The sequence below is a fragment of the Pedosphaera parvula Ellin514 genome (assembly GCF_000172555.1).
In the GTDB taxonomy this organism is placed as follows: Bacteria; Verrucomicrobiota; Verrucomicrobiia; order Limisphaerales; family Pedosphaeraceae; genus Pedosphaera.
The window spans coordinates 44,984-70,709 of record NZ_ABOX02000037.1; the positions used below are offsets into that span (position 1 = coordinate 44,984).

At 52.5% G+C, this 25,726-nt stretch carries 25 protein-coding genes; 14 read left to right on the top strand and 11 right to left on the bottom strand.

The features are described 5' to 3' along the window. Positions 1-309 precede the first annotated feature (309 nt). Positions 310-1,047, top strand: a complete 738-nt coding sequence (locus CFLAV_RS32885; protein ID WP_007417188.1) for a type II secretion system protein — start codon at positions 310-312, stop codon at positions 1,045-1,047. 69 nt (positions 1,048-1,116) lie between these two features. Here the strand turns inward: CFLAV_RS32885 and queD are convergent, their stop codons facing one another. The 4 genes from queD to CFLAV_RS32890 all read right to left on the bottom strand — a co-directional run bounded on the left by queD (position 1,117) and on the right by CFLAV_RS32890 (position 5,544). Next, on the bottom strand, positions 1,117-1,479 hold the full coding sequence (gene queD / locus CFLAV_RS22715) for a 6-carboxytetrahydropterin synthase QueD (protein WP_007417189.1): 363 nt from the start codon (positions 1,477-1,479) through the stop codon (positions 1,117-1,119). A 104-nt stretch (positions 1,480-1,583) separates the two neighbouring features. Continuing rightward, on the bottom strand, positions 1,584-2,948 hold the full coding sequence (locus CFLAV_RS22720) for an acyl-CoA reductase (RefSeq protein ID WP_007417190.1): 1,365 nt from the start codon (positions 2,946-2,948) through the stop codon (positions 1,584-1,586). After that, entirely contained in the window at positions 2,945-4,216 is a 1,272-nt protein-coding gene (locus CFLAV_RS22725) for an MFS transporter (protein ID WP_007417191.1), read from the bottom strand. Before CFLAV_RS22725 ends, CFLAV_RS22720 begins: the two co-directional genes overlap by 4 nt. Positions 4,217-4,398: 182 nt before the next feature. After that, a complete protein-coding gene (locus CFLAV_RS32890) occupies positions 4,399-5,544 on the bottom strand; it encodes a LuxE/PaaK family acyltransferase (RefSeq protein WP_007417193.1) in 1,146 nt (381 codons plus the stop codon). Between the two features lie 548 nt (positions 5,545-6,092). On the opposite strand from CFLAV_RS32890, the gene CFLAV_RS22750 reads away from it, so the two are divergent. The 5 genes from CFLAV_RS22750 to CFLAV_RS22770 all read left to right on the top strand — a co-directional run bounded on the left by CFLAV_RS22750 (position 6,093) and on the right by CFLAV_RS22770 (position 13,740). Continuing rightward, positions 6,093-7,094, top strand: coding sequence for a metallophosphoesterase (locus CFLAV_RS22750; RefSeq protein ID WP_007417195.1), 1,002 nt, complete (start codon positions 6,093-6,095; stop codon positions 7,092-7,094). A gap of 123 nt (positions 7,095-7,217) precedes the next feature. Continuing rightward, entirely contained in the window at positions 7,218-7,589 is a 372-nt protein-coding gene (locus tag CFLAV_RS22755; RefSeq protein ID WP_007417196.1) for an immunity 22 family protein, read from the top strand. A gap of 409 nt (positions 7,590-7,998) precedes the next feature. Next, positions 7,999-10,611: a bifunctional YncE family protein/alkaline phosphatase family protein gene (locus CFLAV_RS22760; protein WP_007417198.1), complete on the top strand. Its 2,613-nt coding sequence runs from the start codon at positions 7,999-8,001 to the stop codon at positions 10,609-10,611. A gap of 58 nt (positions 10,612-10,669) precedes the next feature. Continuing rightward, on the top strand, positions 10,670-13,261 hold the full coding sequence (locus CFLAV_RS22765) for a beta-propeller fold lactonase family protein (RefSeq protein WP_007417199.1): 2,592 nt from the start codon (positions 10,670-10,672) through the stop codon (positions 13,259-13,261). Positions 13,262-13,308: 47 nt separating this feature from the next. Further along, entirely contained in the window at positions 13,309-13,740 is a 432-nt protein-coding gene (locus CFLAV_RS22770; protein ID WP_007417200.1) for a hypothetical protein, read from the top strand. 132 nt (positions 13,741-13,872) lie between these two features. Here CFLAV_RS22770 and CFLAV_RS22775 read toward each other — a convergent pair whose 3' ends face one another. The 6 genes from CFLAV_RS22775 to CFLAV_RS22795 form a co-directional block, all read right to left on the bottom strand. Then, complete coding sequence (locus CFLAV_RS22775) at positions 13,873-14,415, bottom strand: peroxiredoxin (protein ID WP_007417201.1); 543 nt, start codon at positions 14,413-14,415, stop codon at positions 13,873-13,875. Between the two features lie 74 nt (positions 14,416-14,489). Next, complete coding sequence (locus CFLAV_RS22780) at positions 14,490-15,515, bottom strand: Gfo/Idh/MocA family protein (RefSeq protein WP_007417202.1); 1,026 nt, start codon at positions 15,513-15,515, stop codon at positions 14,490-14,492. 4 nt (positions 15,516-15,519) lie between these two features. After that, positions 15,520-16,353 (bottom strand): sugar phosphate isomerase/epimerase family protein, encoded by an 834-nt coding sequence (locus tag CFLAV_RS22785; RefSeq protein ID WP_007417203.1) that lies wholly within the window; start codon positions 16,351-16,353, stop codon positions 15,520-15,522. 120 nt (positions 16,354-16,473) lie between these two features. Next, on the bottom strand, positions 16,474-16,623 hold the full coding sequence (locus tag CFLAV_RS35140) for an HAD hydrolase family protein (RefSeq protein WP_007417204.1): 150 nt from the start codon (positions 16,621-16,623) through the stop codon (positions 16,474-16,476). Between the two features lie 3 nt (positions 16,624-16,626). Further along, complete coding sequence (locus CFLAV_RS22790) at positions 16,627-17,127, bottom strand: DUF1648 domain-containing protein (RefSeq protein ID WP_007417205.1); 501 nt, start codon at positions 17,125-17,127, stop codon at positions 16,627-16,629. Positions 17,128-17,252: 125 nt separating this feature from the next. After that, the gene (locus tag CFLAV_RS22795; RefSeq protein ID WP_007417206.1) at positions 17,253-18,032 is read right to left on the bottom strand and encodes a polyprenol monophosphomannose synthase; all 780 of its coding nucleotides are present in this window, start codon (positions 18,030-18,032) and stop codon (positions 17,253-17,255) included. A gap of 183 nt (positions 18,033-18,215) precedes the next feature. Between CFLAV_RS22795 and CFLAV_RS22800 the strand changes: the two genes are divergently transcribed. Together CFLAV_RS22800 and CFLAV_RS22805 are read left to right on the top strand one after the other, a co-directional pair. Beyond that, positions 18,216-18,986 (top strand): tetratricopeptide repeat protein, encoded by a 771-nt coding sequence (locus CFLAV_RS22800; protein ID WP_007417207.1) that lies wholly within the window; start codon positions 18,216-18,218, stop codon positions 18,984-18,986. Between the two features lie 66 nt (positions 18,987-19,052). Beyond that, positions 19,053-20,312, top strand: coding sequence for a glucuronate isomerase (locus tag CFLAV_RS22805; protein ID WP_007417208.1), 1,260 nt, complete (start codon positions 19,053-19,055; stop codon positions 20,310-20,312). Between the two features lie 188 nt (positions 20,313-20,500). Here CFLAV_RS22805 and CFLAV_RS22810 read toward each other — a convergent pair whose 3' ends face one another. Further along, positions 20,501-20,692 carry a hypothetical protein gene (locus tag CFLAV_RS22810; RefSeq protein ID WP_040549816.1) on the bottom strand — a complete coding sequence of 64 codons (192 nt, stop codon included), beginning with the start codon at positions 20,690-20,692 and terminating at the stop codon, positions 20,501-20,503. Here CFLAV_RS22810 and CFLAV_RS22815 point away from each other — a divergent pair. The 6 genes from CFLAV_RS22815 to CFLAV_RS35145 all read left to right on the top strand — a co-directional run. Then, positions 20,685-21,473, top strand: coding sequence for a hypothetical protein (locus CFLAV_RS22815; RefSeq protein WP_150107547.1), 789 nt, complete (start codon positions 20,685-20,687; stop codon positions 21,471-21,473). The two genes, CFLAV_RS22810 and CFLAV_RS22815, sit on opposite strands and share 8 nt — an antisense overlap. Positions 21,474-21,682: 209 nt before the next feature. After that, positions 21,683-22,144: a hypothetical protein gene (locus CFLAV_RS22820; RefSeq protein WP_007417211.1), complete on the top strand. Its 462-nt coding sequence runs from the start codon at positions 21,683-21,685 to the stop codon at positions 22,142-22,144. 335 nt (positions 22,145-22,479) lie between these two features. Next, positions 22,480-22,851: a hypothetical protein gene (locus tag CFLAV_RS22830; protein WP_237712440.1), complete on the top strand. Its 372-nt coding sequence runs from the start codon at positions 22,480-22,482 to the stop codon at positions 22,849-22,851. Between the two features lie 470 nt (positions 22,852-23,321). Next, positions 23,322-24,767 (top strand): choice-of-anchor tandem repeat GloVer-containing protein, encoded by a 1,446-nt coding sequence (locus CFLAV_RS22835; protein WP_007417213.1) that lies wholly within the window; start codon positions 23,322-23,324, stop codon positions 24,765-24,767. 125 nt (positions 24,768-24,892) lie between these two features. Beyond that, a complete protein-coding gene (locus tag CFLAV_RS22840) occupies positions 24,893-25,282 on the top strand; it encodes a hypothetical protein (protein ID WP_237712441.1) in 390 nt (129 codons plus the stop codon). A gap of 62 nt (positions 25,283-25,344) precedes the next feature. Beyond that, positions 25,345-25,726: hypothetical protein (locus CFLAV_RS35145; protein ID WP_150107548.1), on the top strand; the 382-nt coding region annotated here is incomplete at its 3' end.

Consider the following 25,726-nt stretch of genomic DNA (forward strand, 5'->3'; position numbering starts at 1 on the left):
AATTGTCTTCAGTGACTCCATAACAACTCCATGATATTGCATTCAGAATTATGACATGCACGACTTTGTCTAAACCATAATATTACCTGAAAAGCAGTGTAATTCATGTAAACTTCTCGTCCAGAAGACTTTTGCGGAAACGACGCTGCATACGGGAACCGCGTTTCCATGTCTTTTCTTCCAAGCCTCCTGTGCCTCCGTGGTGTCCACTCCATCTTACTCTGACGTGATAGCCAGGCGCACATTTTAGTTGATTCAAAACATTTAAAATCAGATTGTATTAACGAAAGATTTCGACTCCTTACCCATATGCCCTCGAGATCCATTCGTAAGCAGAGCAGATTAGAGACCGTCGCCTTCACGTTGATCGAACTGCTGGTCGTCATTGCCATCATTGCCATTTTGGCTTCCCTGTTCCTTCCCGCGCTCGCCACTGCCAAGGAAAAAGGCAAACGCGCTGCGTGTCAGAGTAACCTGCACCAGGCACTTCTCGCCCTGCACATGTACGGAAATGATTTCCAGGACAAGGTGCCTTCCGGCCGGGAACCGAAGAACGCAAATGCATGGCATGCCGTGCGCATGTCCCTTCTTGGCTGGACCAACCTTGTTGAATACTCCGGCAATATTCAGATAATGGATTGCCCAAACATTGTCTTCAATACCAACGTCCTAAATCGCTACAATGCCAATTATGGTTATCTGATCGGTTATCAGTATTTAGGCGATGCTGTTCCCCCTGGTGCTGCAGATTATCCCTGGCATTCCCCTGTGAAAACTACTGAGTCTGGCACGAACATAATCATCGCCGATGCAAACCATTGGTCTCCTGCAGATGGTTTTCATGTGATTGCCCACCGGAAAAACGGAGCCCTGGTAATCAATGGTTCCGCATTTGTTTACACTGCTGTGGGCCAAAACGCGAAGGACCTTGGCGCCGTCGGCGGAAACATTGGTTACTTGGATGGCTCGGTAGCCTGGAAGAAAATTGACCAAATGAGAACCAACCAAGCCGCCAGCTATGCCGGTTATTATTACGGCAATTGGTAGTTCTATGTGGTCATTGACGCGGTTAAAAATTCCGCCTTCACGATCTGAGATCAAACCTTGGAACTCCCTTTATTCCCCTCTATAAACACATCTCGCCGTGCACGTCTCCGCCACCACGACTTCACTCAACTGCGGCAGCTTTGGCTTCAGTTTCTTCCAAATCCAGATTGCCAAAATTTCGCTCGTCGGGTTCTCTAATCCGGGAATTTCGTTTAAATAATGATGATCCAGTTTCTCCCAGATCGGCTTGAAAGCCGCTGAAATTTCCGCGTAATCCATCACCCAGCCCAGCTTCGGATCCACTTCACCTGACACCACGATTTCCGCCTTGAAGCTGTGTCCATGGAGACGGCGACATTTGTGCGTCTTCGGCAATCCCGGCAACAAATGCGCCGCTTCAAACTGAAAAGTTTTTCTCAATTCCATCTTCATAAATTCAAAATCAATTTCCTATCACTGCAAAAATCATTACCAAAATCTTCAAACCCGCGCGCCCCTGCCTTTCATTCGCAATTCGAAAATTGTAATTCGCAATTTCACGTCTGCTCCCAATCCGTCCACGTTACCAAGTCTCCCAACGCCGGCCGGCCATCGTGACGCCACAAAAAAGGCGGCTCTTGCATCTTCCCCAATGGACACACCCGCGTCACTCCCCAGTTCGCCAACTGCGTCACCATCTCCTGCATCCGCTCCTCCGTCGCCGCCAGTCCCACCGTCGAAACCTTGCCCCGGACCGTATCGGCATTTTGTAACGCCTCCGTTAATCCCGTGATACTTTTTACATAAATAAAACGGTTCAAACAGGACAACTGAAACCTCGGTTCAGCTTCATAAATCACCGTCCAGGCCGTTGAATTCTCGCTGCACCAATGTCGTGTCTCCGGCGAATGCGCCGCTCTCACTTCGTAGAACGCGCGCCGCGATGAAATCGTCGCGGCCGACTCCGGCGGCAAATCTCCCCTCGGCTCGGATTGCTCCCGCTTCGCCAGTTCCTCGGCCAGCATCTCCGCAAAACCTTCGGGCGACATGCTCCCACCAGTCTCAACATAAATCACATGCGGTGACAAACAACCCAATTGGTTCCACGCCACCACATCATTCGCCGCCCGGGCCACGACTTTCTTAAAGCTAAAGCTGGACAGCACTTGGTGTGTCACATATCCAAAACTCACGCGATGCCCATAGCCTAGGAAACGTGTCCTGGATGGCACATGTTTTTTGATCTCCGCCAAAGTCTCGTCGTTCCCCGTCGCCGTCACACAATCCGCTTCATGAAACAATGCTTTCTCCAGATGCGCGTTCCCACCCTTCCACTCGGCAATCTCCAAACACGATCCCAGCTTTCCATCCGCTTCATACAACGAATGCGCAAACAATCGCGGCAGGAAGGAAGTCCCGCTCGCACATTTTACAAACTGTGCCGAACGCACCAGCAAGCCTAGGATGATGCTCGTCAACACTGGATTCGGCAGGCATCCACCCGTGATATGCACCAAAAGCTCCGGCCCGGTCACCATCGCCGCCCGTTGCGCTTTCAATTCTTCATTCGTGGCGCACGGTTCATCCAAACGCCGTGCGTGTCCCAACTCCTGCACCATCAGCGCATTCAAACTTTCTGCCGTAACTTGTTTGAAAAATCCGTCCAAACCAGCCGCCAATATTGCCGCTGAAAACCCCGTCTCCTTCGGCCCATGGTGCAATGCGTATTTGCGAAACGGATATTCCGGGTCCAGCCAGTTATCACAAACACTCGCAATCAATCGAACCAAACTTGCCGTGTTGCGATTCGTCAGATACTGCTCGCGATTCCGCTTCAACGTCCGGCACGCGTCCTCAATCATTTGGTGACTGAAGGTCGCCTCGGGCGGCAGATCAGCTAAAAAATAATTTGGCAAGTTCATGTGACTGGAGATTCCGGATTCAGGATTGGCGCCGTCTTGACTTCATGCTGCTTTTCCCGTCCTTCCCTCTTTCGAATGGCATGTAGGCAGGGCAGCCCGACCAGGGATGCCAGCACCATAAACGCCAGCAAGTTATAAATCGGAAAGTAGGAGCTTACCTCTGATCCTCTCGGCCCTAAATGCTTTACCATCACACCCACAGCCCAGTGAGAAATGTTCCCAAACAACCCGCCAAAAGTGATGAACAATCCAAACACACGCCCGCGCACGTGGTCAGGAACCGACTCCATCAACGCTGCTTCGATCACCGGATAGGAAGCCATGAAGAAAAATCCATACGCGCTCAACATGACAAACATAAAGGCACGAGGCACATGAGGGAAGGAAGCTATGCACACCATGGCCAGCAATAGCAATGCAGTTCCCCAACGCACCCGCCCTTTATCGCTCAAATGCCCAAATAACGGATTACTGATCGCCGATGCCAGGTAAATGCCGGATAGCATGAAGCCTGTGCTTCCAGGATTCATCCCATGCGCCTTCTGCAAGAATAACGAACCCAGGCTGCCCATACCCGCACCTGCGAAATCACGCAAGCTGAACGCAAACGCCATCACCAAAAAAAATGCCCACAACGCTCCAGTCGGAAAGAGTTTTGTCCGCGGCGCGCGGTTCGTTACCAACTCCACCCCGCCACCCTGCTCCTCCTGAGCCAACCAATAAAAAATACCCGAGCAAATAATGCCCATTACCCCAAGCTCCACCACCGGATGCCGCCAGCTCCCCGTCATCTCTGCGCGCCAACCCGAATAAATCGGGGCCACGAAAAACCCCACACTTGCTCCAATCGCCACCAACCCCAACGCCTTCCCGGTCTTCTCCGGATATAATCGTGCCACCAACGCCGTCGCCGCCGGATGGTAAAAACTTCCCCCAAATCCCGCGATGACCACACTCGCCAGCGCCCATGCATAATTTGGCGACAATCCCAGACAAACGAATCCCAGCCCATTGATCGCCAGCCCAATCGCCATCAGTTTCTTGCGGCTGAATTTGTCCGCCATGACCCCCATCGGATAACTCGGCAGAAAATAAGAAATTCCCATCACCGTCACCAATAGTGTCGCCTGCTCCACCCCGCTCAATTTCAAATCGCGTTGGATCAATAGATACAACGGAATCAATGCCATCTGGTACAGATGCGTAAACGCGTGCAACACACCCGACAACCAGAGCGTCCTGACTTTATGACTCCTTTGCGCGCCCATCTATTTCCCTGGTGCCTTTTCAGTGGGTGCGTTGGTTGTGGTAATGCCATTCGTTGGACTCGCTGATTCAATCTGTCCCGGCTTCAACTTCGGAAAATGAAAAATTCCCCAAGCCACCCAAATTACGAGCGTTATCAAAGGGAACAGGAGCAATAATGCTAAAAAGGATTTATTTTTCATGATTACAGGCTCATCAAGGAACAACCGCGTGATTCAGCCATGGCGGCGCGGCCGATCAGTTCAAAACCGTCGCCGCGTCGAACGCCCAAGTCTTCTGCTTGTATCGCCATCACAGAACGAACATTCGCCAAATCAAAAATACGAATCAATCCTGTTTCACCCTCCTTCACCTCGCGACCGGTCTCAGGTGAAACAATCTGCACTCGCGTCCACGGTGGAAAATGAAAGACACGCCGTAAACTTTGGACCTGGGACTTTGCCCCCGGAACTCTCAAATCATACGCCTGGGAACTCAATTCACTCATGCCATACTCGCACACAATGCGTTCAGCCGGTACATGGAGGTATTTTGAAATCAATCGATGCAGCTCTTCCTTCGGCATGCTGCGCGACCGCCCCTTATACCCGCCCGTCTCCATCACTCGCGATCCCACCGGCAGCTTCAACGTAATGTTCCTCTCTCCCAACCCATCCACCAGGTGCACAAAGCTAAACGCCGTTCCCAGCAGCAGCACCGGGCGATTTGCCATGATTGCCTCATTCAATAAACCCCGCGTCTTCTCCACCTCCAGGCTCCACGCGCCATCCAATCCAATCTCTCCGGTAAAATATGAACTGCGGAATCCAAATTCACGCCCCACTGTTTCAAACATATGCACCAACGACGAATTCGGCACCAAATGCGGCGGTGGCGTCAGCACAATCAATTCGAGCTCTGCGCCATCCTCCTCCGGCAGCAGGTGCGCCTTAAATGCCGGAATTAAAGAACTCTCATAGCCGGAGATGGACTCCTCACTATGGAAATGCCGGCTTGGCCTCTGCTCCGTTGTGCCACTGGAATGGAATACGCGCACCCGCTCCTCTGAAGGGATGCTGGTTAATTCCAATTCCTTGAACCCTGCAGTTGGCATCGCAGGAATATCCTGCCATTGCCGCACAATCTCCGGCGTAACCTTCCGTGCCTCACAAAACTTGCGGTAGGCCGGAACCTGCACAAACTGAAGCGCAAACAGTTCCATCGCAAACTGCTGAAAAGATGCTTCCAACTCCCCTCCAAGCGATTCCAATGCCTCATCCGCCGTTGCACAATAACGAATGAAGCCGCGCAGTCGCACGACGTAATCTGAAAATGTAGTGTTATGATTCATGCGGTTTTAACTCACCAAATTTGGCTGGTTTTCCGCCACAGCCGCTCTCATCCTGCCCCACCCAAGGCCATAAGGCAAGGCGGCACACTCAGTTAGATTACCAAAAGAGAAGAATTGCGCCATTTTCCAAATGAGCCTCCAGTTCCGTGCGCCAGCAATCAATTCATTGGTGGAATGACGCTGGTGCCCGTGCGGAAGGACCTGGAATTCTAACACCATCGCTGATTACGCACAGTCCATCGAGCCAATCCGCGGACGCGGCCAAGGCAACCTATCCTATGCGCCAGCCATCGTTTTGGGTAAGGATGAGCTGCTGCTCGCTCCCTAAAAATGCCCGCGATCCAATTCAACCCTCACCCACTCCAGCGTAGGCGACCAACGACTCCAATGCTCCGTGAACACCTATTTCACATTTGGTTGGCCTTGGCCAACAAAATATATTTGATTCACATCGCAGCCTTCTGGTGAAATCTTTTGTAATCTCGACGCCCGCAGAAACGTCATTATGTCTGGCGCGCCAGGCGTTGGCGATCGCGTAACTGATACTCATGAACAACTCACTCATTTCCCGACGCGAGGCAATTCGCCGCACGATCCTTTTCAGCGCCAGCAGTCTATTGACGATCCGCAGCCTGCCCGCCCTGGCGGCCACTGCGCCCGCCACTTCATTTGCCGACGAAGGTCTTGATCTGCTTGCCTTGGGAGATTACGGCACCGGCAATGCCAACCAGACGGCCGTGGCAAAGCAGATGGCCACCTTCGCGCAAAAACTGAATAAGCCGCTGAACGGCGTCCTCGCCCTGGGCGACAATTTCTATGGCAAGCTGGAAGCGGAACGCTTCGGCCGCCATTTCGAAGACATGTATTCCAAGGAATACTTGAACTGCCCGTTTTACGCCTGCCTGGGCAATCATGACTACGGCCCACAATACGATTCCAAACAAGGCCGCGCCAAGACACAGATTCAATTGGACTACGCAGCGCAAAATCCCGCCTCCCGGTGGAAAATGCCAAATCGTTGGTACTCCGTGGAACTGCCAAGCCCGGCAAACCCATTGGTGAAGATCATTTTCCTCGACGGCAACATGGTCGAGTGGGGATTGACGCCGCAGGAGAAATTGGATCAACGCAAATTCTTGAAGACGGAAATCCAAAAGGAAACCAAAGCGCCCTGGCGCTGGGTCATCAGTCATTATCCACTGTTCACGGAGACCGCCAAACGGACGGATAACGAGCGCTTGATCCAGGAGTGGGCCGGCTACTTCGAGTCGAACAACATTTCGTTTTACCTCTCAGGCCACGATCACAATCTGCAGCACCTGCAGGTGGAAGGTTATCAGACGAGTTTCATTGTCACGGGCGCCGGTGGAGCGGGGCTTTACGATGTGAAAGAATCCAGCCGTGGATATACCGAAAAAATTCTCGGCTTCACCCACCTGCACGTAGGCAAAAAAGCAGTCACCGTTCAGTTCATGAACAGTGAGGGACAATGCCTCCATGCCTTCCGCCGCGCTTTGGATGGCAAGATCGAGGTCATCAACATCGCTTGACCGGCTGCAAGTGCATATGCTGAAAGCAAAGATCCAGATAAATTTATGCACCTGAGTTGCAATCCAGGAATGAAATCCATAGATTCGAGGACACCAGTTTTTGGTAGCTTTCACAGATAACTTATGCTCAATTACAAATCCTTTCAAAAGGGCGGTAAAGTATCGGTATGGATTGGAGATTTTGCTACTTATGATGATTTTGATTCATATCTCAGCATAGGCGGACAGTTTGAATTGGATTTTGGTTTCTTGCTGGATGAGCTCAATCTGCCTGAATCAACCGTCGAAGAAAGTTCAGAAAGTATTCAAAATCTGGTTAACGGTTTTTCCTGGTCGGATTCTTACACCGAATCTGTAATCCAGGCGGCGAGTCGAATTGGTATTAACAAGGCAACAACGATGGTTGTTTTTCATAATTTTGAATTTGATAGCTCCAAGGTTAGGGTTGATCCGAAAGCTCTTCTAGTATTCCTCGGCACATTTTCTTTCTCTTAAATCCCCTGCCATCGCAACTTGTATTGCTTGGTGGATGGAATTACCGGATTCTAGCAAACCCAAGGCCATTGGAAATCACAATAACATTCCTATGGCTGAACGTGCCACAGAACTGCTCTATTCTGGTGATAGGAATCTTGAGAAATTCAAAGAAGAGTATCCTTTTTGCGATGGAAAGAAGTTAAATTGAATCAGTAATACGCTGGTTTAGCCCCCCTTTACTGAAAGAACCAGTATTTCGAAATCGGCCCAGTGAAAATTTTACCAACCACTCGATAAACAATTCCCCGACGTTCAAGATTGGCCCACTCAAGAAACCTCTTTCTTTCTCCCCGTCACCAAATTGTCACGTGCAATTTAAATAAATAAATGGCAATGACGTCTGTGGAATAGTCAAAATTTGTTTTTTATGCAAAGTAGTTTGAAAATCGCAGTCTGGTTTCTGCCCTTGTTGCTTGTGGCTTGCAGTGGGCCTTCCACTCACATGCCACCCGCACAATCCATCGCTCCGCTCTCCGTCCATGGTCCCCTTCCCGGCTCGCGCAGCGACGGCTTCGTCCAGTTGCCCAATCAATGGCTGTTGCATCCCACCGGTCATCAGGTGGATGTCGGCGATTTGCCCATCAACATCGCCGTTCACCCCGGCGGCCGTTTCGCCGCGGTTTTGAACACCGGTTACAGCACCCACGAAATCATCATTGTCCAAATCCCTGATGGCAAAATCGTCTCGCACACAAAACTCGATGAAGCCTTCTATGGCATCGAGTTTTCCAGGGATGGCCGGCAACTTTTCAGTAGCGGCGCGGGTGATGAAGTCATCCATTGTTTTAATTTCAACAACGGCGATCTTTCCAATCATCACCATATCCGCATTCGCAATTCAAGCGATCGCGGCGTGCCCGCGGGCATCGCCATCGATGACAACGCCAAACGCCTTTATGTCGCCAACATCTGGGGCCAGCGCGTCAGTCAGGTCAATCTCATCGGCAAAGCCACTGTTACCGATTTCGCACTGACCACGAACGCCGCATCGACTGCGTATCCAAAGATCCGACCTTCCACCGATTTCGAAACTGCCGCCGCCACCAAGCGCGACGAAGCCGATCTCTATAAAGTCCTTTCCACTGACCCATTTCCCTACGCCTGTCGCGTGGACACAAAACGCCATCGACTCTACGTCAGCCTCTGGGCTCAGGCCAAAGTCGCCGTGATCGACCTGGCATCAAACAGGATCATCGCCAACTGGCCGACGGAGGAACATCCCAACGAAATGTTACTGACCAGATCAGGCAGGCTGCTGTTCGTGGCCAACTCCGCCCGCAATTCCGTAAGCGTTATTGATACTGAAACCGGTCAACCAATCGAAACCATCTGGGCCGCCCTCTATCCCAACACTCCTCCCGGCTCAACACCCAACAGTCTCGCGCTCTCCCCGGATGAAAAAACCCTCTTCATTGCCAACGCCGATAACAACATGGTGGCAGTAATCGATGTCAGCGACCCGGGCAGGAGTCATTCGCTCGGCTTCATCCCCGTCGGCTGGTATCCCACCTCTGTCCGGGTCACACCGGATGGCCGTTACCTGCTCGTCGCCAATGGCAAGGGCATCCTGCCCAAAGCGAATCCCGGTGGTCCAAACCCCGGCGTCAAATCCTCCGGCAATCCCCAATACATCGCCAGGCTTCTCACGGGAACTTTAAGCATTATCGAAATTCCTTCATCGCGGGATAAATTCGCCGAACAACTCGCCGCCTACACCGCCCAGGCCTATCATTGCAGCCCACTAAAATCAGACTCCAGCGTCAGCGCAAGTCGTCCCGCTGACAGCCCGATCCCGCTTAAACCTGGCGACCCTTCTCCCATCAAATATTGCATTTACGTCATCAAGGAAAATCGAACCTATGACCAGGTGCTGGGCGACATAAAGGAAGGCAATGGAGATCCCAAACTCTGCCTCTTCCCTGAAAAGGTCACACCCAATGAACATAAGCTGGTGCGTGAATTTGTCCTGCTCGACAATTTTTATGTGGATAGCGAAGTCAGTGCCGACGGTCATGAATGGAGCATGGGCGCTTACGCAACGGATTTTGTTGAGAAATTCTGGCCGCTGACTTATGGCCACAATCGCCGTGGAAAATATCCCTATCCATCCGAAGGCAATTTTCCAGCCGCCTTTCCCGCCAACGGCTACCTCTGGGATCGCGCCCGCGAAGCCGGCGTGAGTTACCGTAGCTACGGCGAGTTTATCGCCAATGCCAAAGACGGTCACCCGGCTCGCGCCCGAGTCAAGGCGCTCGAAGGCCATTTCGATCCTGAATATCGCAGTTTCGATCTCGATTATCCGGATACGAAACGCGCCGCCCGGTTTCTTCAGGAACTAAAACGTTTCGAGGCGCAAGGTGACATGCCACGCCTCCAGGTCGTGCGACTGCCCAACGATCACACCCATGGCGGCACCGTCGGTTCGCTGACTCCAACGTCCTATGTTGCCGACAATGATCTTGGCCTCGGCATTCTCGTGGAAGGAATCAGCCATTCAAAATTCTGGCCACAGACCGCCATCTTCGTGGTGGAAGATGACGCCCAAAACGGTCCCGACCACGTCGATGCTCATCGCAGCACCGTCTACGTCATCAGCCCCTACACCAAACATCACAAAACGGACTCCACCATGTACTCAACCAGCAGCATGCTGCGAACCATGGAGCTGATACTTGGCCTCCAGCCGATGAGCCAATTTGATGCCGCAGCCGCGCCGCTCTATAACGCATTTCAAACGGAACCAGACCTGCAACCCTATACCTCACTGCCAGCTCAAGTGAAGCTGCATGAACATAATCTCCCGTTCGGCAAGGCCGCCAGGCTCTCCCGCAACATGAATTTCAACAAGGAAGATGCAGTGGATGACCTTCTCCTCAATCAAGTGATCTGGCAGGCCGTCATGGGAGAGGCCAATCCCATGCCCGCTCCCGTCCGGGCCTCGTTTGTTTTTGCTCATCCCAGGCAGGACGACGACGATTGAGGTGGCTTCATTTGCCCAATCTTATTAATCTGGAGCAGATCGCAAATATCTGCCGTTTATGAGAAGTATTTTTACGAGCATTTTTCTCGGTGTCCTGTGTGTGACGACATGGCCCAACTTCGCGTTGCAGCCGATGTCCAAAACCACCGACCTTCCCGGACCCAAGCCGGACGGTTCAATCCTCCTGCCAAATCAATGGTCACTGCGTCCAGTTGGGCGGCAAATCGAACTCGGCAACACTCCGGTCAACATGGCTATGCATCCGGATGGCCGTTACATTGCCATCCTGCATTGTGGCACCAAGGATCAGGAAATTGTAATTGTCGATCTCAAAACGGAAAAGATCACCTCTCGCCAGCTGGTAAATGACGCCTTCTATGGTTTGGAATTTTCCCACTCCGGCAGCCGTCTTTATTGCAGTGGCTCGCGTGATGAAACGGTTCATGTCTATGACTTTACCGATGGCGCGTTAAAGCAAGGACCGGCGATACCCCTCCGCAAACCAAGTCGTCGCGGGGTTCCCAGCGGCCTCGCAATTTCTGGAGATGCGCAAACACTTTATGCGGCCAATCTCTGGGGACAAACCGTTTCCAGAGTCGACCTTTCCAAACGCACAAATCTGCTTGAGATAGTGCTGGCTCCGGACAAGACCTTCGCCCAGGACCGCAGTATTAAGCCCGAAGATAAAGGCCTGCTTGACCCCGATTTCTCCGCGATTGTCAAACGCTATCACGGACTCCTGGAACCGGAAAATCTGGAGGCAGCTTTTCCATACGCCTGCCGCATTGATGACCGCCGTCACCGCCTTTATGTCAGCGAATGGGCCCAGGCCTGCATTGCTGTCATCGATACCCGCAATAACGAAGTCATTACCAAATGGTTCACCGACGAGCATCCGAACGAAATGTTGCTCACCAAAAACGGCAAGTTCCTCTTCGTCGCGAATGCCAACCGCAATACTGTGACCGTCATCGATACGGATGATGGCAAGACTCTGCAAACATTGTCTTCTTCCTTCACTCCCAATCAACTCCCTGGCTCCACGCCCAACAGCCTGGCTTTGTCCCCGGACGAAAACTTTTTGTTCGTCGCCAATGCGGATAACAACAACATCGCGGTCTTTGATGTAAGTGTTGTTCGCAAGAGTCATTCGCTCGGTTTCATCCCGGTGGGTTGGTATCCCACTTCGGTCCGCGTCACCCCCGATGGCAAACATCTGCTGGTGGCCAGTGCGAAAGGAACCAGATCCAAGGCCAATCCCAAGGGTCCTGGACCAGGTAAAAAAACGACATCTGAAACTCAAACAATCTCGGAATTCCTCAAAGGCTCCTTGAGCATCATCGATCTGCCGAAAGGAAAACAGTTCAAGAACCAGTTGGCGGATTGGACGCAGCAAGCCTTTCTCTGCACTCCGCAGAAAAGCGTGAGCCAGGCCGCTCCCGAGTCCGGCAATCCCATTCCCATCAGAGTAGGAGATCCCAGCCCGATCAAATATGTCTTTTACATCGTAAAGGAGAACCGCACCTACGACCAGGTCTTCGGCGATCTGCCACAAGGAAACGGCGATCCGAAACTCTGCCTCTTTCCCGAAAAGAATTCACCCAACCATCACCGACTTGTCCGCGACTTCGTGCTGCTGGATAATTTCTACGCTGATGCCGAGGTGAGTGCCGATGGTCACGAGTGGTCCATGGCAGCTTATGCCACCGACTTCGTTGAAAAGACCTGGCCACTTCACTATCGCCCCGGTGGCATCAAAAAATTTACCTACCCCTCCGAAGGCCGGTTCCCCATCGCCGAGCCAGTCAATGGCTACATCTGGGACCGCGCACGCGAAGCTGGCATTACCTATCGCACTTTTGGCGAATTTATTTTGGACGGCCCGACTCCTGATTCTCCCAACATCTGTCGAGTCCCAGCACTGAAAGATCATTTTGACCTTTGGTATCGCGGCTTTGATATGGATTACTCGGATCAAAAACGCGCCGACCGGTTTATTTCGGAGCTTAAACGCTTTGATGCCGAAGGCAACATGCCTCGCCTGCAGATCATTCGCCTGCCCAGTGATCATACGTCCGGTGCCCTGCCAGGCAGACCCACGCCGGCGGCATACGTGGCTGATAATGACTTCGCACTCGGCCGGATCGTTGAAGCCATCAGTCATTCAAAAATCTGGCCGCAGGCTGCCATCTTCGTGGTTGAAGATGACGCTCAAAACGGCCCTGACCACGTGGATGCTCATCGCACCATTGCCTTTGCAATCAGCCCTTATATCAAACATGGTTCGGTGGATTCGACGATGTATTCCACCAGCAGCATGTTGCGCACAATGGAGTTGATCCTCGGCCTCAAGCCCATGACGCAGTACGACTTTTCCGCCACTCCAATGTATAAATCATTTCAAGCTCAACCCGATGTCCGCCCTTACGATTGTCTGCCTGAAAACTTCGACCTGAACGAGAAGAACACAAAGCTGAGCTGGGGCAGCAAGATGTCTCAGAAAATGAACTTCGCGAAAGAAGACGCCGCCGACGATTACCTTCTCAACGAAATCATCTGGCGCTCCGTCCGCGGTGCCAACAGTCATATGCCCGCACCCACCCGCGCTGCGTTTGTGTTTGCTCATCCAAAAGTGGATGATGATGACTAACTTAAACCGCCGAATTATATCTTGAGGGAGCGTTCGACATTTCGCGTATGGCAGAGCTACCCGATTCTATTTACGGCGAGATCAAGCGGCTTTGCGCCGTCGGCGATGAGCACGCGGAGCGACAGGCTTACCCAAATGCAGTAGCGAGTTACTGGGCTGCTTGGGATTTGCTTCCAGAGCCCAAGACAGAGTGGAACGCTGCCACGTGGATTTTGGTTGCGATAGGTGACGCGAATTATCTCGGCGAAGACTATGTTGCTGGACGCGACAATTTGTCGTACGCGATGCGTTGTCCCGGAGCGATTGGTAATCCGTTTATTCATTTACGTCTTGGTCAGTGCCAGTTCGAGATTGGCAATTTTGAGCGTGCCGCCGATGAGTTGATGCGGGCTTACATGGGTGAAGGCCGCGAGATTTTCGATGAGGACGACCCGAAGTATTTTCAGTTTTTGGCAAGCCGAGCTACAGACATACAATGACATCGATGCCTAAGTGCGCTGCAGCCAATACCGTGTGGCATTCTCAGTTCCGCTTTTGCTATTGCGTTGTTCCATAAAAAAAGCCGGCAAACGTTCATCTGCCGGCCCAAGATCGAGGTTTCGTTTTATAACTTACTTCTTCGCCAACTGACCCACTGCCTCCTGCATTTCTTTCAAATGCACCATCGCGTCCTTGTCATCGGTTATATGCTTAATGTTCCCATCGAGGCCGATGAGAAAGCTGACGCGTCGCGCCATGTTTTTGCCTTCCATGCGCACACCGTAGGCATCCGCAATTTTGCCGTCCGTGTCCGCCAGCAATGGGAAGTTCAAGCTGAACTTGGAGATGAACTTTTGATGGCTGTCCAGCGAGTCAAAACTGACGCCGATGACTTCAACATTTTCCTTCTTCAAGTCGCTCATGTGGTCGCGCAGACCGCAGGCTTCCTTGGTACAACCAGGGGTGTTGTCCTTGGGATAGAAATACAACAGCACCGCTTTCTTGCCGATCTCATCGGAGAGTTTCCAGGTCTTTCCATCCTGATCCTTGCCCTCAACCAGCGGCGCCTTGTCGCCCACTGCGGGAATTTTATTATCGGCAGTGAAGCCTGTGGAAATACCGGCCATCAACATGACGGCTGCCAGAGAAACAATTTGAATAAGGTTAATCTTCATAAGTTTGGTTTAGGTTGAGTTGAAACAAAAACTATCGCACTTTGCTTTCCTGTCAACTGCGGCCGCCGTATCCTTTATGCCAAGTTCACCGCGAGGCCCTTCTTCACCGATTCCTCTTCTGCTTCACAAATCTCGACGGAGCTGACACCATCAGCCGCTGTAACCATTTGCGGTGGCGTCTGATTTTCAATGCATTTTGCAAAATAGATTAGCTCGCCGACATAACCATCCAATCCCTCGCATTTCACGATTCGAGGTTCCTGACCTTCCTCAACCACGCGCAAGGCGTTTTCTCCCCGTGACATGTCATAATCGATTGTGGCTCGTTCAAAGTTCACGGTATAGGCCATGTTGAATCCAAAGCCTTTGGTCATCGCCCAACTTCCCTCGGCTGAAACAATGGCACCAGATGCCACTTGGTATTGCGTCAACACGTGGTCGATGGCATTGCTCATTTTGCTATAGCCGGTGGAGAAGACGCTTTTCGGCCTGCCAAAGCAGAATTGCACGAAATCGGTGTCGTGAATATGCAGATCAAATAGTGCTCCGCCCGATTGAGCGCCATTCATGTAGTTCTTTTGTCCCCAGCCCGGCGGTTCAGCCACACGCCGGAATCGTGCTGCCAGCACCCTGCCGTAATCTCCCTTATCAATCACCTGTTTCAACCACGCCCACTCCGGCCAGAAACGCAGGCACATCGCCGGCATGAAGTAGCCCTTTGCCGACTTCGCGGCTTCCGCAATCGCCTTCGCATCCTTGCTCGTCCGTGCCAGTGGCTTCTCACACAGCACATGCTTGCCCGCCCTGAGAGCGGCGATGGCCAGTTCGGAATGCGCCGCAGTCGGAGCGCAAATATCGATCATGTCAATCGCGGGGTCCGCAATCATGTCGTTGAAAATCCGGTATGGTTTGATGTGGAGCATGTCCAATCGGATCGGCTCATTGCTGCCAATATTTCCGGCCACATCGGAGAAATCGCCATCCAAATGTTTTCCACTTGGGCTGCATAACGCGCCGATCCTCACCCCGCCAACGTTCCGATAGGCCTTGATGTGCGTCACCGCCATAAAGCCCAAACCCACAATGCCGATCTTGATCATATGTTTATTGCAAAATCGCTTCGACCATCTGGCGCGCCGTGCGAATGTCCTGAACTCTCTGAGTTCCGGCTTCACGTTCAATGCACAGGTTCCCCTCGAATCCAAGTTCCTCGAGCGTTTGGAAAAACGCCTTCCAATCCACCTGGCCCGTTCCAGCGGGGACTTCTTCACCCCAATTACCAGGCACCTTCGTTTTAGTGGCATCCTTGATGTGGCACTGCTTCAACCATGGCGCCAGCACGCGCAACGCCTGGATGGGATCGCCCTTTTGATAAAGAATCATGTTTGCCGGATCGAAGTTTACGCCCACATTTTTCCGGTCCAACTGTTGCAAAAAGCTCTTCAACGTCTCCGCGGTTTCCTGCCCGGTTTCAAATCCAAGGTCGATTCCTTTTGCCGCAAACAGGTCCGCAATCGTGGCGATGCGGTCGAGGAGTTTATTAAAATCGGGATCGGTCGCCTCATGCGGAAGAAAACCCGCATGAAAAGTAACGAGTTTTACTCCCAACTTCGCCGCGACTTCTGCATCTGCCTGGATATTCCGCCAATTCTCCTCCCACGTGTTATCAGGAACTACGCCACCAGTTTGTTTGATTGTCTCCGGTGTCGAGTAATCCTCACCCGCCGTTACGAACATTCCTGATGCCAACTCAACTCCTTCCGCCTGGCAGAGTTCTGAAAACTTCCCCCATACTTGCGGCGATTCTCGCAATGGGTCCAGCGCGATTTGCAGGCGTTTCAGACCAATTACTGCCAGCCCCCGAAACAATTCCTCCGGACTCTTTGGTTGCAACGACCAACTGCACACCGCCAAATTCTTCAATCCCAATTTACTCATATTTAAAAACCTAATCCGCGATCATCAATACTCAAAGTGCTAATCCCATCGGAACCATCGCCTCTAACCGACGTGCCAGGTGTCGCGTTCATTCATCTTCACACGATTCCACCGTTTGGTTCAATAATTCACTCCGCAGCTCGACAAAACAAACACGTGGCATCCTTGCTCTTTCAATTTCGTCAATCCTTCCCGGGCACCCTCCAGCAACTTTCCGTTGGCATCCACCAGCGTGAGATCGACATCCACGAAGACGTTGGCATTTTTCATTCGTCAGACAACCTTTCGAAAATGTTGCATCAGCGTGACTCCCCACCACAACAATCCGAGCAGAAACGCAGCCATCGATAGCAGCAATGGCAGCAGCGACAGCTTTGGCGGCATTGACAAGTTTGCCTGTAACACTAAAAGGTAAATGAAGGCGACAAACATAGCCGCGAACAATGCGAGCCAAAGCGAGTGGTCCAGGAAGAAACGGAATGTCTGCGGCCGTCGTTCCGGTGCCATCCAATAACCTCGATTTGGCATGTTGAAGGAGGACTGCGGCAGGAAGCGGATTAGAAAATTAATTCCCACAATGAGAAGTGGAAACATGAAGCCAAAGATTCCCATGAACTTCAAAAACATTAACCGTGTCATCCATCCATCCGGACGACCGCCTCCATTGAAATGGGTAGCCACCTGCAACGGCAGTTTCGATTCCGTTGCAAACAGGCAGATCAGAAAACTGACGTACGCCAGCAACAGCAGGATGGCTGGGACTCGTGCTTTCATTCAACCTTCTTGAAACTTCATAATATTCCTTCTGACATGCAAGCTGGAAGCCAGTTTTTACCGCCTGCTTAACTAAATCGGTCGAGCCAATGCCACTTACTTTGGTTCGAGGCTCGCAATAGAACCTATTTGGCGTGCTGGGGAGAGTTGGCCTGCTTGATTGGTTCAGGCGGCGGCACTTTGCTTCGTGGACTGCGGCGCAATCCATTTTGAAACCAGAGTTTCCAGACCATCCACAAGGCTTCATTAATGATGCCACCCGACATTTTCGACGTCCCCTGAAAACGGTCGGTAAAAATAATAGGAACTTCGACCACCTGCATTCCTTGACGCCAAATCTTGTGCGTCATCTCAATCTGAAAGCAGTAACCATTGGATTCAATGGTGTTCAAATCCAGAGATTGAAGCGCGCGTCGGCGAAAACATTTGAAGCCGCCAGTTGGATCGGTAAATGGCATGCCGGTAATCAAGCGGACATATTCGGCTGCTCCCTTGCTCAACATCAACCGGCTGAGCGGCCAGTTAATCACCCGAATGCCGTTGCAATAACGCGAACCCAAAACCAGGTAGGCGTTTTGCGCCGCCTCGATGAACCGGGGAATATCATCCGGATTATGGGAGAAATCGCCGTCCATCTCCATGATGAACTCGTAGTCCCGTTCCAGGGCCCAGGTAAACCCGGCGCAGTATGCGCGCCCCAGACCCTGCTTTTGCTGCCGATGTAACACATGCACCGCTGGGTGCTTCGCAGCCAACTCATCCGCCAGCTTACCAGTTCCATCAGGTGAGTTATCATCCACCACCAGTAAGTCCACCGGTACAGGCAGCTTCAACAACCGTTCCACCAGCGGTGGAAGATTATCCCGCTCATTGTAAGTTGGCACTACTACCAGTGTTTGATTCATCGCCTAAACCCTGCAAACATTTATCTAAAGAGACACCGAAAACAAGCTGATTTGTATAAACTTAAGTTATTCCAACCTCCCAGAAACTACCATGTAACCAGCCTTTGTTGGCTGAGGTCATTGTTTTCTCACCATAAAAGTTAATTGATTCCTAAAATTGCTCTTATTAGGATTTGGAAAACAATGGGTTCCATTTTCACCCTTATTCGAGTGCTGGCGCATGCCGGTTCCGGTTCCGTATTTGGAATCCTTAGTGCGCTGGTATTCGGCGTCTTTCAAATCTGGATGCTGATCAACGCCTGGCGCAACAAGGAATACCTTTGGGTTCTGTTGATTTTGATGGGGTTAGGCATCTGGTATTTTTTCTACGTTTACCGCCATACCATTTCCACCAACCGGGGTTTCGAACTGCCCGGAGCGTCCAAACGCAAACGCATCAAGGAACTCCAAGCCAAGATTCATCATCTCGACAACGCCGTCCACCACTTCCACTTGGGAGACATCTACTTCCAGCAGGGAAAACTGGATAAGGCGGAGGCTTGCTATCGCGCCGCTCTGGAGCGCGATCCAAAAGATATCGATGCCCGGGCCCACCTGGGTCAAACCTTGCTGCGCCTGAAACGTCCGGCGGAGGCCCGTCCGCTGCTGGAGGGCGTCTGCCACGAAGATCCCAAACATGATTACGGTTATTCCATGATGGCCCTGGCGGAAACGCTTTCGGCAGTTGGTGAACAGAATGCCGCGTTGGAAGTCTGGTTGAGAGTCACGTCCCAACATTCCTATCCCCGAGCGAAGGTCCAGCTCGCTGAACTTTACGTGGCGAAAAATCAACTGGACCCGGCTCGCGCCGAACTGAGAGACATCCTCGCCGACGACGCGCATGCGCCTGCCTTTCAACGGAAACGTGATCGGGTCTGGGTGCACCGTGCCAAGCGCCTCATCAAAAAGATATAGGTCTCACTTTCCTGATTTATAATTCTATTGGCATACCCCTGCCATTCGTCCTACGCTGCTCACCCGATGAAATCGATTTTGTCAGAAGCACACCAGGTGCCCTTCGCCGCTCAAGTCGAAGAGATCGTCGCTTCCACGCCGGTTTACGATATCCATACCCATTTGTATGAACCGGCTTTCAATGAATTACTTCTCTGGGGCATTGACGAGTTACTGGTCTATCACTATCTCGTAGCGGAATCCTTTCGTCAGCATAACCTCCCCTACGATAAATTCTGGGCGCTTTCCAAAACCCAGCAGGCGGATCTCATCTGGAATTCCCTGTTCATCGAACATTCTCCCATCTCCGAGGCCTGCCGTGGCGTCTTAACCACGCTGCATGCCTTCGGTTTGGATGTAAAGAAGCACGACCTGCCATCGATCCGTAATTGGTTTGCCAATCGCAAGCTCGACACTCATATCACTGAGTGCATGCAGCTCGCCGGCGTCAAAACCATTTGCATGACGAACTCGCCTTTCGATGATTTGGAACGTCCGGTCTGGGAGCGCGGTTTTCAACGTGACGAACGGTTCACGGCGGCGTTGCGTATCGACCCGCTTATCTTAAACTGGCCTGAAGTGGCGCCGAAGCTCGCGCAATGGGGTTACAACGTCGAAGCCAATCCTTCCTCCGGCAAGACGTTTAGCGAAATCCGCCGTTTCCTGGCTGATTGGTCTAAGCGTATCAATGCCCAATATGTCATGGTTTCGCTGCCGCCGGATTTTCAGTTTCCGGCGAACACTATGTCTGCCAGCATCATCGAACATGCCGTTCTGCCGCATTGTCGCGATACCGGACTGCCGTTTGCCTTGATGCCGGGTGTAAAGCGGGCGGTGAATCCGCAATTAAAATTGGCTGGTGATGGCGTCGGCCTGACTGATCTCACCATGCTGCAAAACCTTTGTGCGCAATTTCCCGAAAACAAATTTCTCGCCACGGTGCTGGCCCGGGAGAATCAGCATGAACTCTGCGTGCTCGCTCGTAAATTCCGCAACCTTCACATCTTTGGCTGCTGGTGGTTTACCAACATTCCTTCGATCATTGATGAGATGACTCGCATGCGTATTGAACTGCTGGGCACCAGCTTTACGCCGCAGCATTCCGATGCGCGAGTGTTGGACCAGATCGTGTATAAATGGCAACACAGCCGCCGAGTCATTGCACGCGTCCTGCTCGAGAAATACCTGGAATTGGGCCAGGACGGCTGGCCGGTTTCCCGCGCGGAAGTGGAGCGGGACGTCAAAGACCTCTTTGGTGGTGCTTTTGAGCGATTTTGTAAATCCTGAGCGGCACCGGACTGCAGGTTTGGCAGAGGGACTGGCGTCTTAGGGGCGAATAGGTTGACCGCAACCTTCGTCAAAATGCGGTGTTAGAAGGAAAAATGGCCGACACCCCTAAATCAACTCACGTCGCTAATGGGCCGCTTTGGGTTATTGCCCTGGCTTTGGTAACCATTGCTGGCTGCCTGGTGCTATTAGTTCTCAAAAGTCTTCCACGCCAACGGATCCCGCGCCAGCGGCAGAAATTGTTGAAGCTGTGGAAGACCCTGCTCCGCCTGAACCGGGCTCCCGGTTGTTCCGGTCAGACCCAAGACGAGGCTGGCCCAGGTAGTGGCAAGAAAGCCAGTCGCAAGTTTACCCGCACCGACACCCCCTGATGTGCCCATTATAAACGATCAACCTGTCGTCACCCCTGTCGCTGAAACTCCGCCAGTTCCGATGGTTTCCGGGGGACTCGCTCCTTTAACTGGTAGATTCGACAATGCCTCCGGCCTTGGCGCCACCATCAGCGGCCAAGTCGTTTTAAAAGGCACCCCGCCGCCCGAAATTCAAAATAACGCCATCTCTGCCGACCCGAATTGCAGCCGATTCCATTCGCAACCGGTAAAAACACAATTCTACGTTGTTTCCACCAACGGCGGACTCGCCAACGTGTTCGTATTTATCCGGAGCGGACTCGAAGGAAAACAATTCACGCCTCCCACCACCCCCGTCCTGATCAACCAGGTTGGTTGCGAATACGAACCCTACATTTCTGCAGCCATGGTGAGACAAACCATCCGCGTGGGAAACTCCGATCCTGTGCTGCACAACGTCCACCCCACCCCGACCGCCCGTGGCAACCGGGAATCGAACCGAGCCCAGATGCCCGGCGCGTCTCCGCTCAATTTCAGCTTTAACGTTGCTGAGTTGCCCATCCGAATCAAATGCGATGTTCATCCCTGGATGTTTGCCTACGTTTTTGTCGTGGACCATCCCTTCTTTGCCATTACGGACGAGAATGGCAACTTCAGCATCAAGAATGTTCCTACGGGTAAGTATGTCCTCGAAGCTTACCATCTGAAAACGCATCGCGACAAGAGCGCTGGAGTCACCCAGTCGATCACCGTGAATGATAACCAGACGATCGAGGCCAACTTTGTTGTGGATCTTACGAACAGACGCTAGCGATGGAGTTGGTGCATGGAGATTCTCAATGGTGTGATGAGCAGTTACAGGCGACATAGTTCGCTGTGACACGGAGAAGCAGAACTCGGGAGGTGTTTCAGAGTCGAACGGGAGTTGATTCCTGGTCTCGGCAAACGCCGGCGCGCACGGAGTGCCGCGCCCTACCTTTCAGCGTTGCTGTGTCGCGATCCATCTTCTAACCTTTGCGCATGGAATTGCCTGTTCGCAAAAAACTGCCACACACCATTCCACAATGGGTCCCCGAAGGGAGTTGGTTCTTCCTCACCATCAAATGCGTGCCCCCCGGCAAAAACCAATTGTGCCGCGCGGATACCGGCGACGCGGTGCTGGCCTCTATGAAGCACAACCACGAGAAGTTGGCCTGGCATTGCCGGCTCTGCCTGCTGATGCCCGACCATGTGCACGCAATCATTTCGTTTCCGCCCGATCCGGGAATGGTCACGGCCGTCAAACTCTGGAAAAAGTACGTCGCCGGAACACACGGCGTGGACTGGCAACGGGACTTTGTCGACCATCGCCTCCGCAACCACCACGAACTGGCTGAAAAGACCAGTTACATTCTAATGAATCCCGTCCGCAAAGCTTTGTGTGAACGCGCCGAGGATTGGATATGGGTTTACCGTCCAAAAGACCGACTGCCGCCCAGGTAGGGCGCGTCACTCCGTGCGCGCCGGTGTGGGCCGAAACCAAAGGCGCGAGCTTCGTCGAACCCGGAAGCTCCCACGTCAATTGCCATCGTGCGGAGTGTCTTTAATGCGGCGGCGCGCACGGAGTGACGCGCCCTACCCTTAACGTCGCGGTGGATGTTTGGCAGTGCCGGTAATGGTGCATTGGATGGTGGGACCGAAACAAAAGCTATGACTTGCAGAAAGGCACCAATGGCTGGCATCTACAATCACTCGGTTCCAAGATCATTCACGGCGAGTTCGTTCCTGCAAAACATTGAACCATTTACACGCTGGAGCGGTTCTGCTTCCATCGAGGGGTGAAGCGAAAGAGGAGGATGCTCGTTGGCGTGCTGCTCGTCGTGGGCGGTGTCATCTGGTTTGGCACGCATCGCGAGGAAAAGATGGAAGTTAGAGGGAACTTGTCGGCGGAGGATCTGGCGGGGATTAAAAATGCTGTGCGCTCGGAACTGCGCCGGGAAATACTTCCTGATTTTTCCTTGGCGAGTGTCAAAGAATTACCAGCCACGACCTTGAGACGATTACAAAGCAAAATACTTTTGGTTGAAGTCCAAAACAGCACTAACACGGTAATTGTGCGGATCAAATCCTCACATGATCCTATGGAAAGCTTTAGTGTAATAAACGGCACGAACGGCTGGCATGTTCAGCGCATCTACTGGCGCCTATGACCGTATTGATATTTATTGAAACAAACAATCGCGTCTTTTAGCTGCGGCGTTGTTCAGTGGAAATGGAACGCTTCTGAGTTCAATCGGGGTTGCATTGTTAGTTCGGCCAAGCACTGGTGTGCCCTGCCCTTGTGCCGGTTGTCAAAGGATAAAAAGGTGGTGAGAAACTGGTCAGGCTTTACAAGCTACCACCGTTTGCCGGGAAACCGGGTGGTTAGGATGATGCGGCATGGATTAGGAACGGAAGGATCGAGGCGGTGCTAGCGGACGGGTCCAGCCAGCAACTGCTAATTGCTATAAGAGTTTATCCACGCAGATCTGCCAGCTTTTTTGCGACATGGAGCCTCGCGGCATTTTCTTTCCTTCCTTTTCTTGACAGATTAATGGCTTGCCGTTCAAGGTTGGCCCGAAAGCAGTACGGGTGTCATAGGGCAAGGGCCTTCATCGGGTTAACAACGATTCCAAATCACATGCGCGTTAAATCTGTTTTTATCATCATGGCCCTGACGGCCGGGTTCTGCGAACTACAACCACCAGCACCGGCACAGTCGGTCACGGTGCTGCATGCCTTCGCGCCAGTCACCAATGGCACCAACATAGACGGAACGTTACCGTATTGTGCGCTGGCGTTATCCGACAACGTGCTGTTTGGCACTACTTACAATGGCGGAGCCAACAGCAATGGCACCGTGTTCGCCATGAATGCAGATGGCACGGGTTTCACGAATCTGCACGTGTTTGCCGTACGCAGTGGTCCGTTGCATACCAATGTGGATGGCGGCTGGCCGACCGATGGATTAGTCGTATCCGGTCACACCTTGTATGGAACGACAGGCACGGCCGGGCCGTCATTACGTGGCACAGTGTTCGCCATGAACACGGATGGCACGGGCTTCACCAATCTGCACGTGTTCAATGGAAACAATGACGGTTCCGCCACTGTCGCCGGACTGACGTTGTCCGGTGGTCGCTTGTACGGCATCGCGCAGAGCGGTGGCACCAACGGTTCTGGAATGATTTTTGGCATGAACCTGGATGGTTCAGGTTACACAAATCTGCACAGCTTTGCGGGCCTGATAAGCGGCACGAACGCTGATGGCATCCAGCCGCTGGCGACTTTGGCGGCATCCGGCACGAACCTGATTGGCGCCTGTTCTGGTGGTGGCGCATGGGGCAAAGGAACGGTATTTCGGATCAACACCGATGGCACCGGGTTTACCAACTGGCACGTTTTCTCAGCGTTGACCTCCGGCACGAACGGCGATGGCGCGATGCCGTTCGCCGGTGGATTAACAGTAAACGGCAACGCTTTGTTCGGCACTACCAAATCCGGTGGCAGCGCGGGGAACGGAGTATTGTATCGCATGAACCTGGATGGGTCAGGCTTCACCAATTTGCACAGTTTCACGGCGGTCAACAATCTTACCAACGCTGACGGAATAAGCCCGTTCGGCAGCCTGTTTTCATCCGGCAACACATTGTATGGCACGGCGTCGGGTGGCGGTGTATCGAGCAACGGCACGGTGTTCGTGGTAAACACAGACGGTTCGGGTTTTAAAGTGCTCCACAATTTCAACAGCGTGCTCAACAACACCAACGACGATGGCGCTCTGCCGGTGTCCGCAATCATGGCGAGCAACACGCTCTATATCGTCGCCCATGCCGGCGGCGCCGGCGGTAGCGGCACGGTGGTCAGTTTGTTTCTTCCGCCGCCACTGAACATCAGCTTCTCCGGCGCGAACGCGGTCCTGACCTGGCCGACAAACGCTGACGGATTCGCATTGCAGGGCGCCACGAATCTGTCATCAGCCGCAGCTTGGACTCCGGTTGCGCCTATTCCGGTCAACAATGACGGACAATTCACTGTCACAAACCCACCCTCCAGCGGGCAGATGTTTTTCCGGCTGGCGCGGTGAAATGCGGGGCGAGGTTCAATCCCTCGTTCCTACCCTATCCGATATGCCAATTGTGAATGGATGAAAAGGTGTTGAGAAAACTAGTGAGGCTTTACACGATCGCTCGGCTTTGGTTTCATTGAGGGGTGAAGCCAAAGAGGATGATGCTCGTTGCCTTGGTGCTGCTGGTTGCAGGCGGTACCATCTGGATTGGAAAGCATCGCGCGGAAAAGATTGAAGTGAGAGGAAGCTTGTCGGCGGAGGATCTGGCGGGGATTAAAAATGCTGTGCGCTCGGAACTGCGCCGGGAAATCTTCCCGGATTCATCATGGTCGAGTGTCAAAGCTTCCCCAACCGCGACCTTAAGATGGTTTCAAAGCCAAATCAATGTCGTTAGTGTTTTAGGAAACGCCAACACCGTACAGGTGGGATTCGGCAAATCCAAAGAGGCGCTTGACAGCTTTGAGCTAATAAAAGGCACGAATGGCTGGCGCATTAATCGTGATAGCTGGCGATTCGTTCCCCAGGTTTACTAACGTGGCCCAGTGTCAAAACTTTCCAAGACTTCGGCTTTCGTGGCCTGCAACCATTCCTCCCAGTGATCGAACCATTTACACCCCGGTGCGGTTCTGGTTTTATCGGGAGCGTGAGGAAAAAGCGGATCATGCTCGTGGCTTTGGTGCTGCTCGTCTTGGGCGGCGGCTTGTGGTTTAGCATGCGGCGGGAGGAAACGATTCTGATCCACGGAACCTTGCCGGCAAAAGATTTGGCCGAGATCAAGTCCATTGTGCGGGCCGATATGCTCCGGAATGTCTTCCCCAGTTTTTCGTGGCACAATGTTCATTATTTGCCAGCCGTTGCCTCGGTGACATTCCGTTCCAGGATATTCGAGATTCATTGCTTTGGTTCAAACGCCGTCATTGTGACTACCGGCGTGGATCCAGGGAAACCTAATAAACTTTGGAGTAATACGGAAGCGT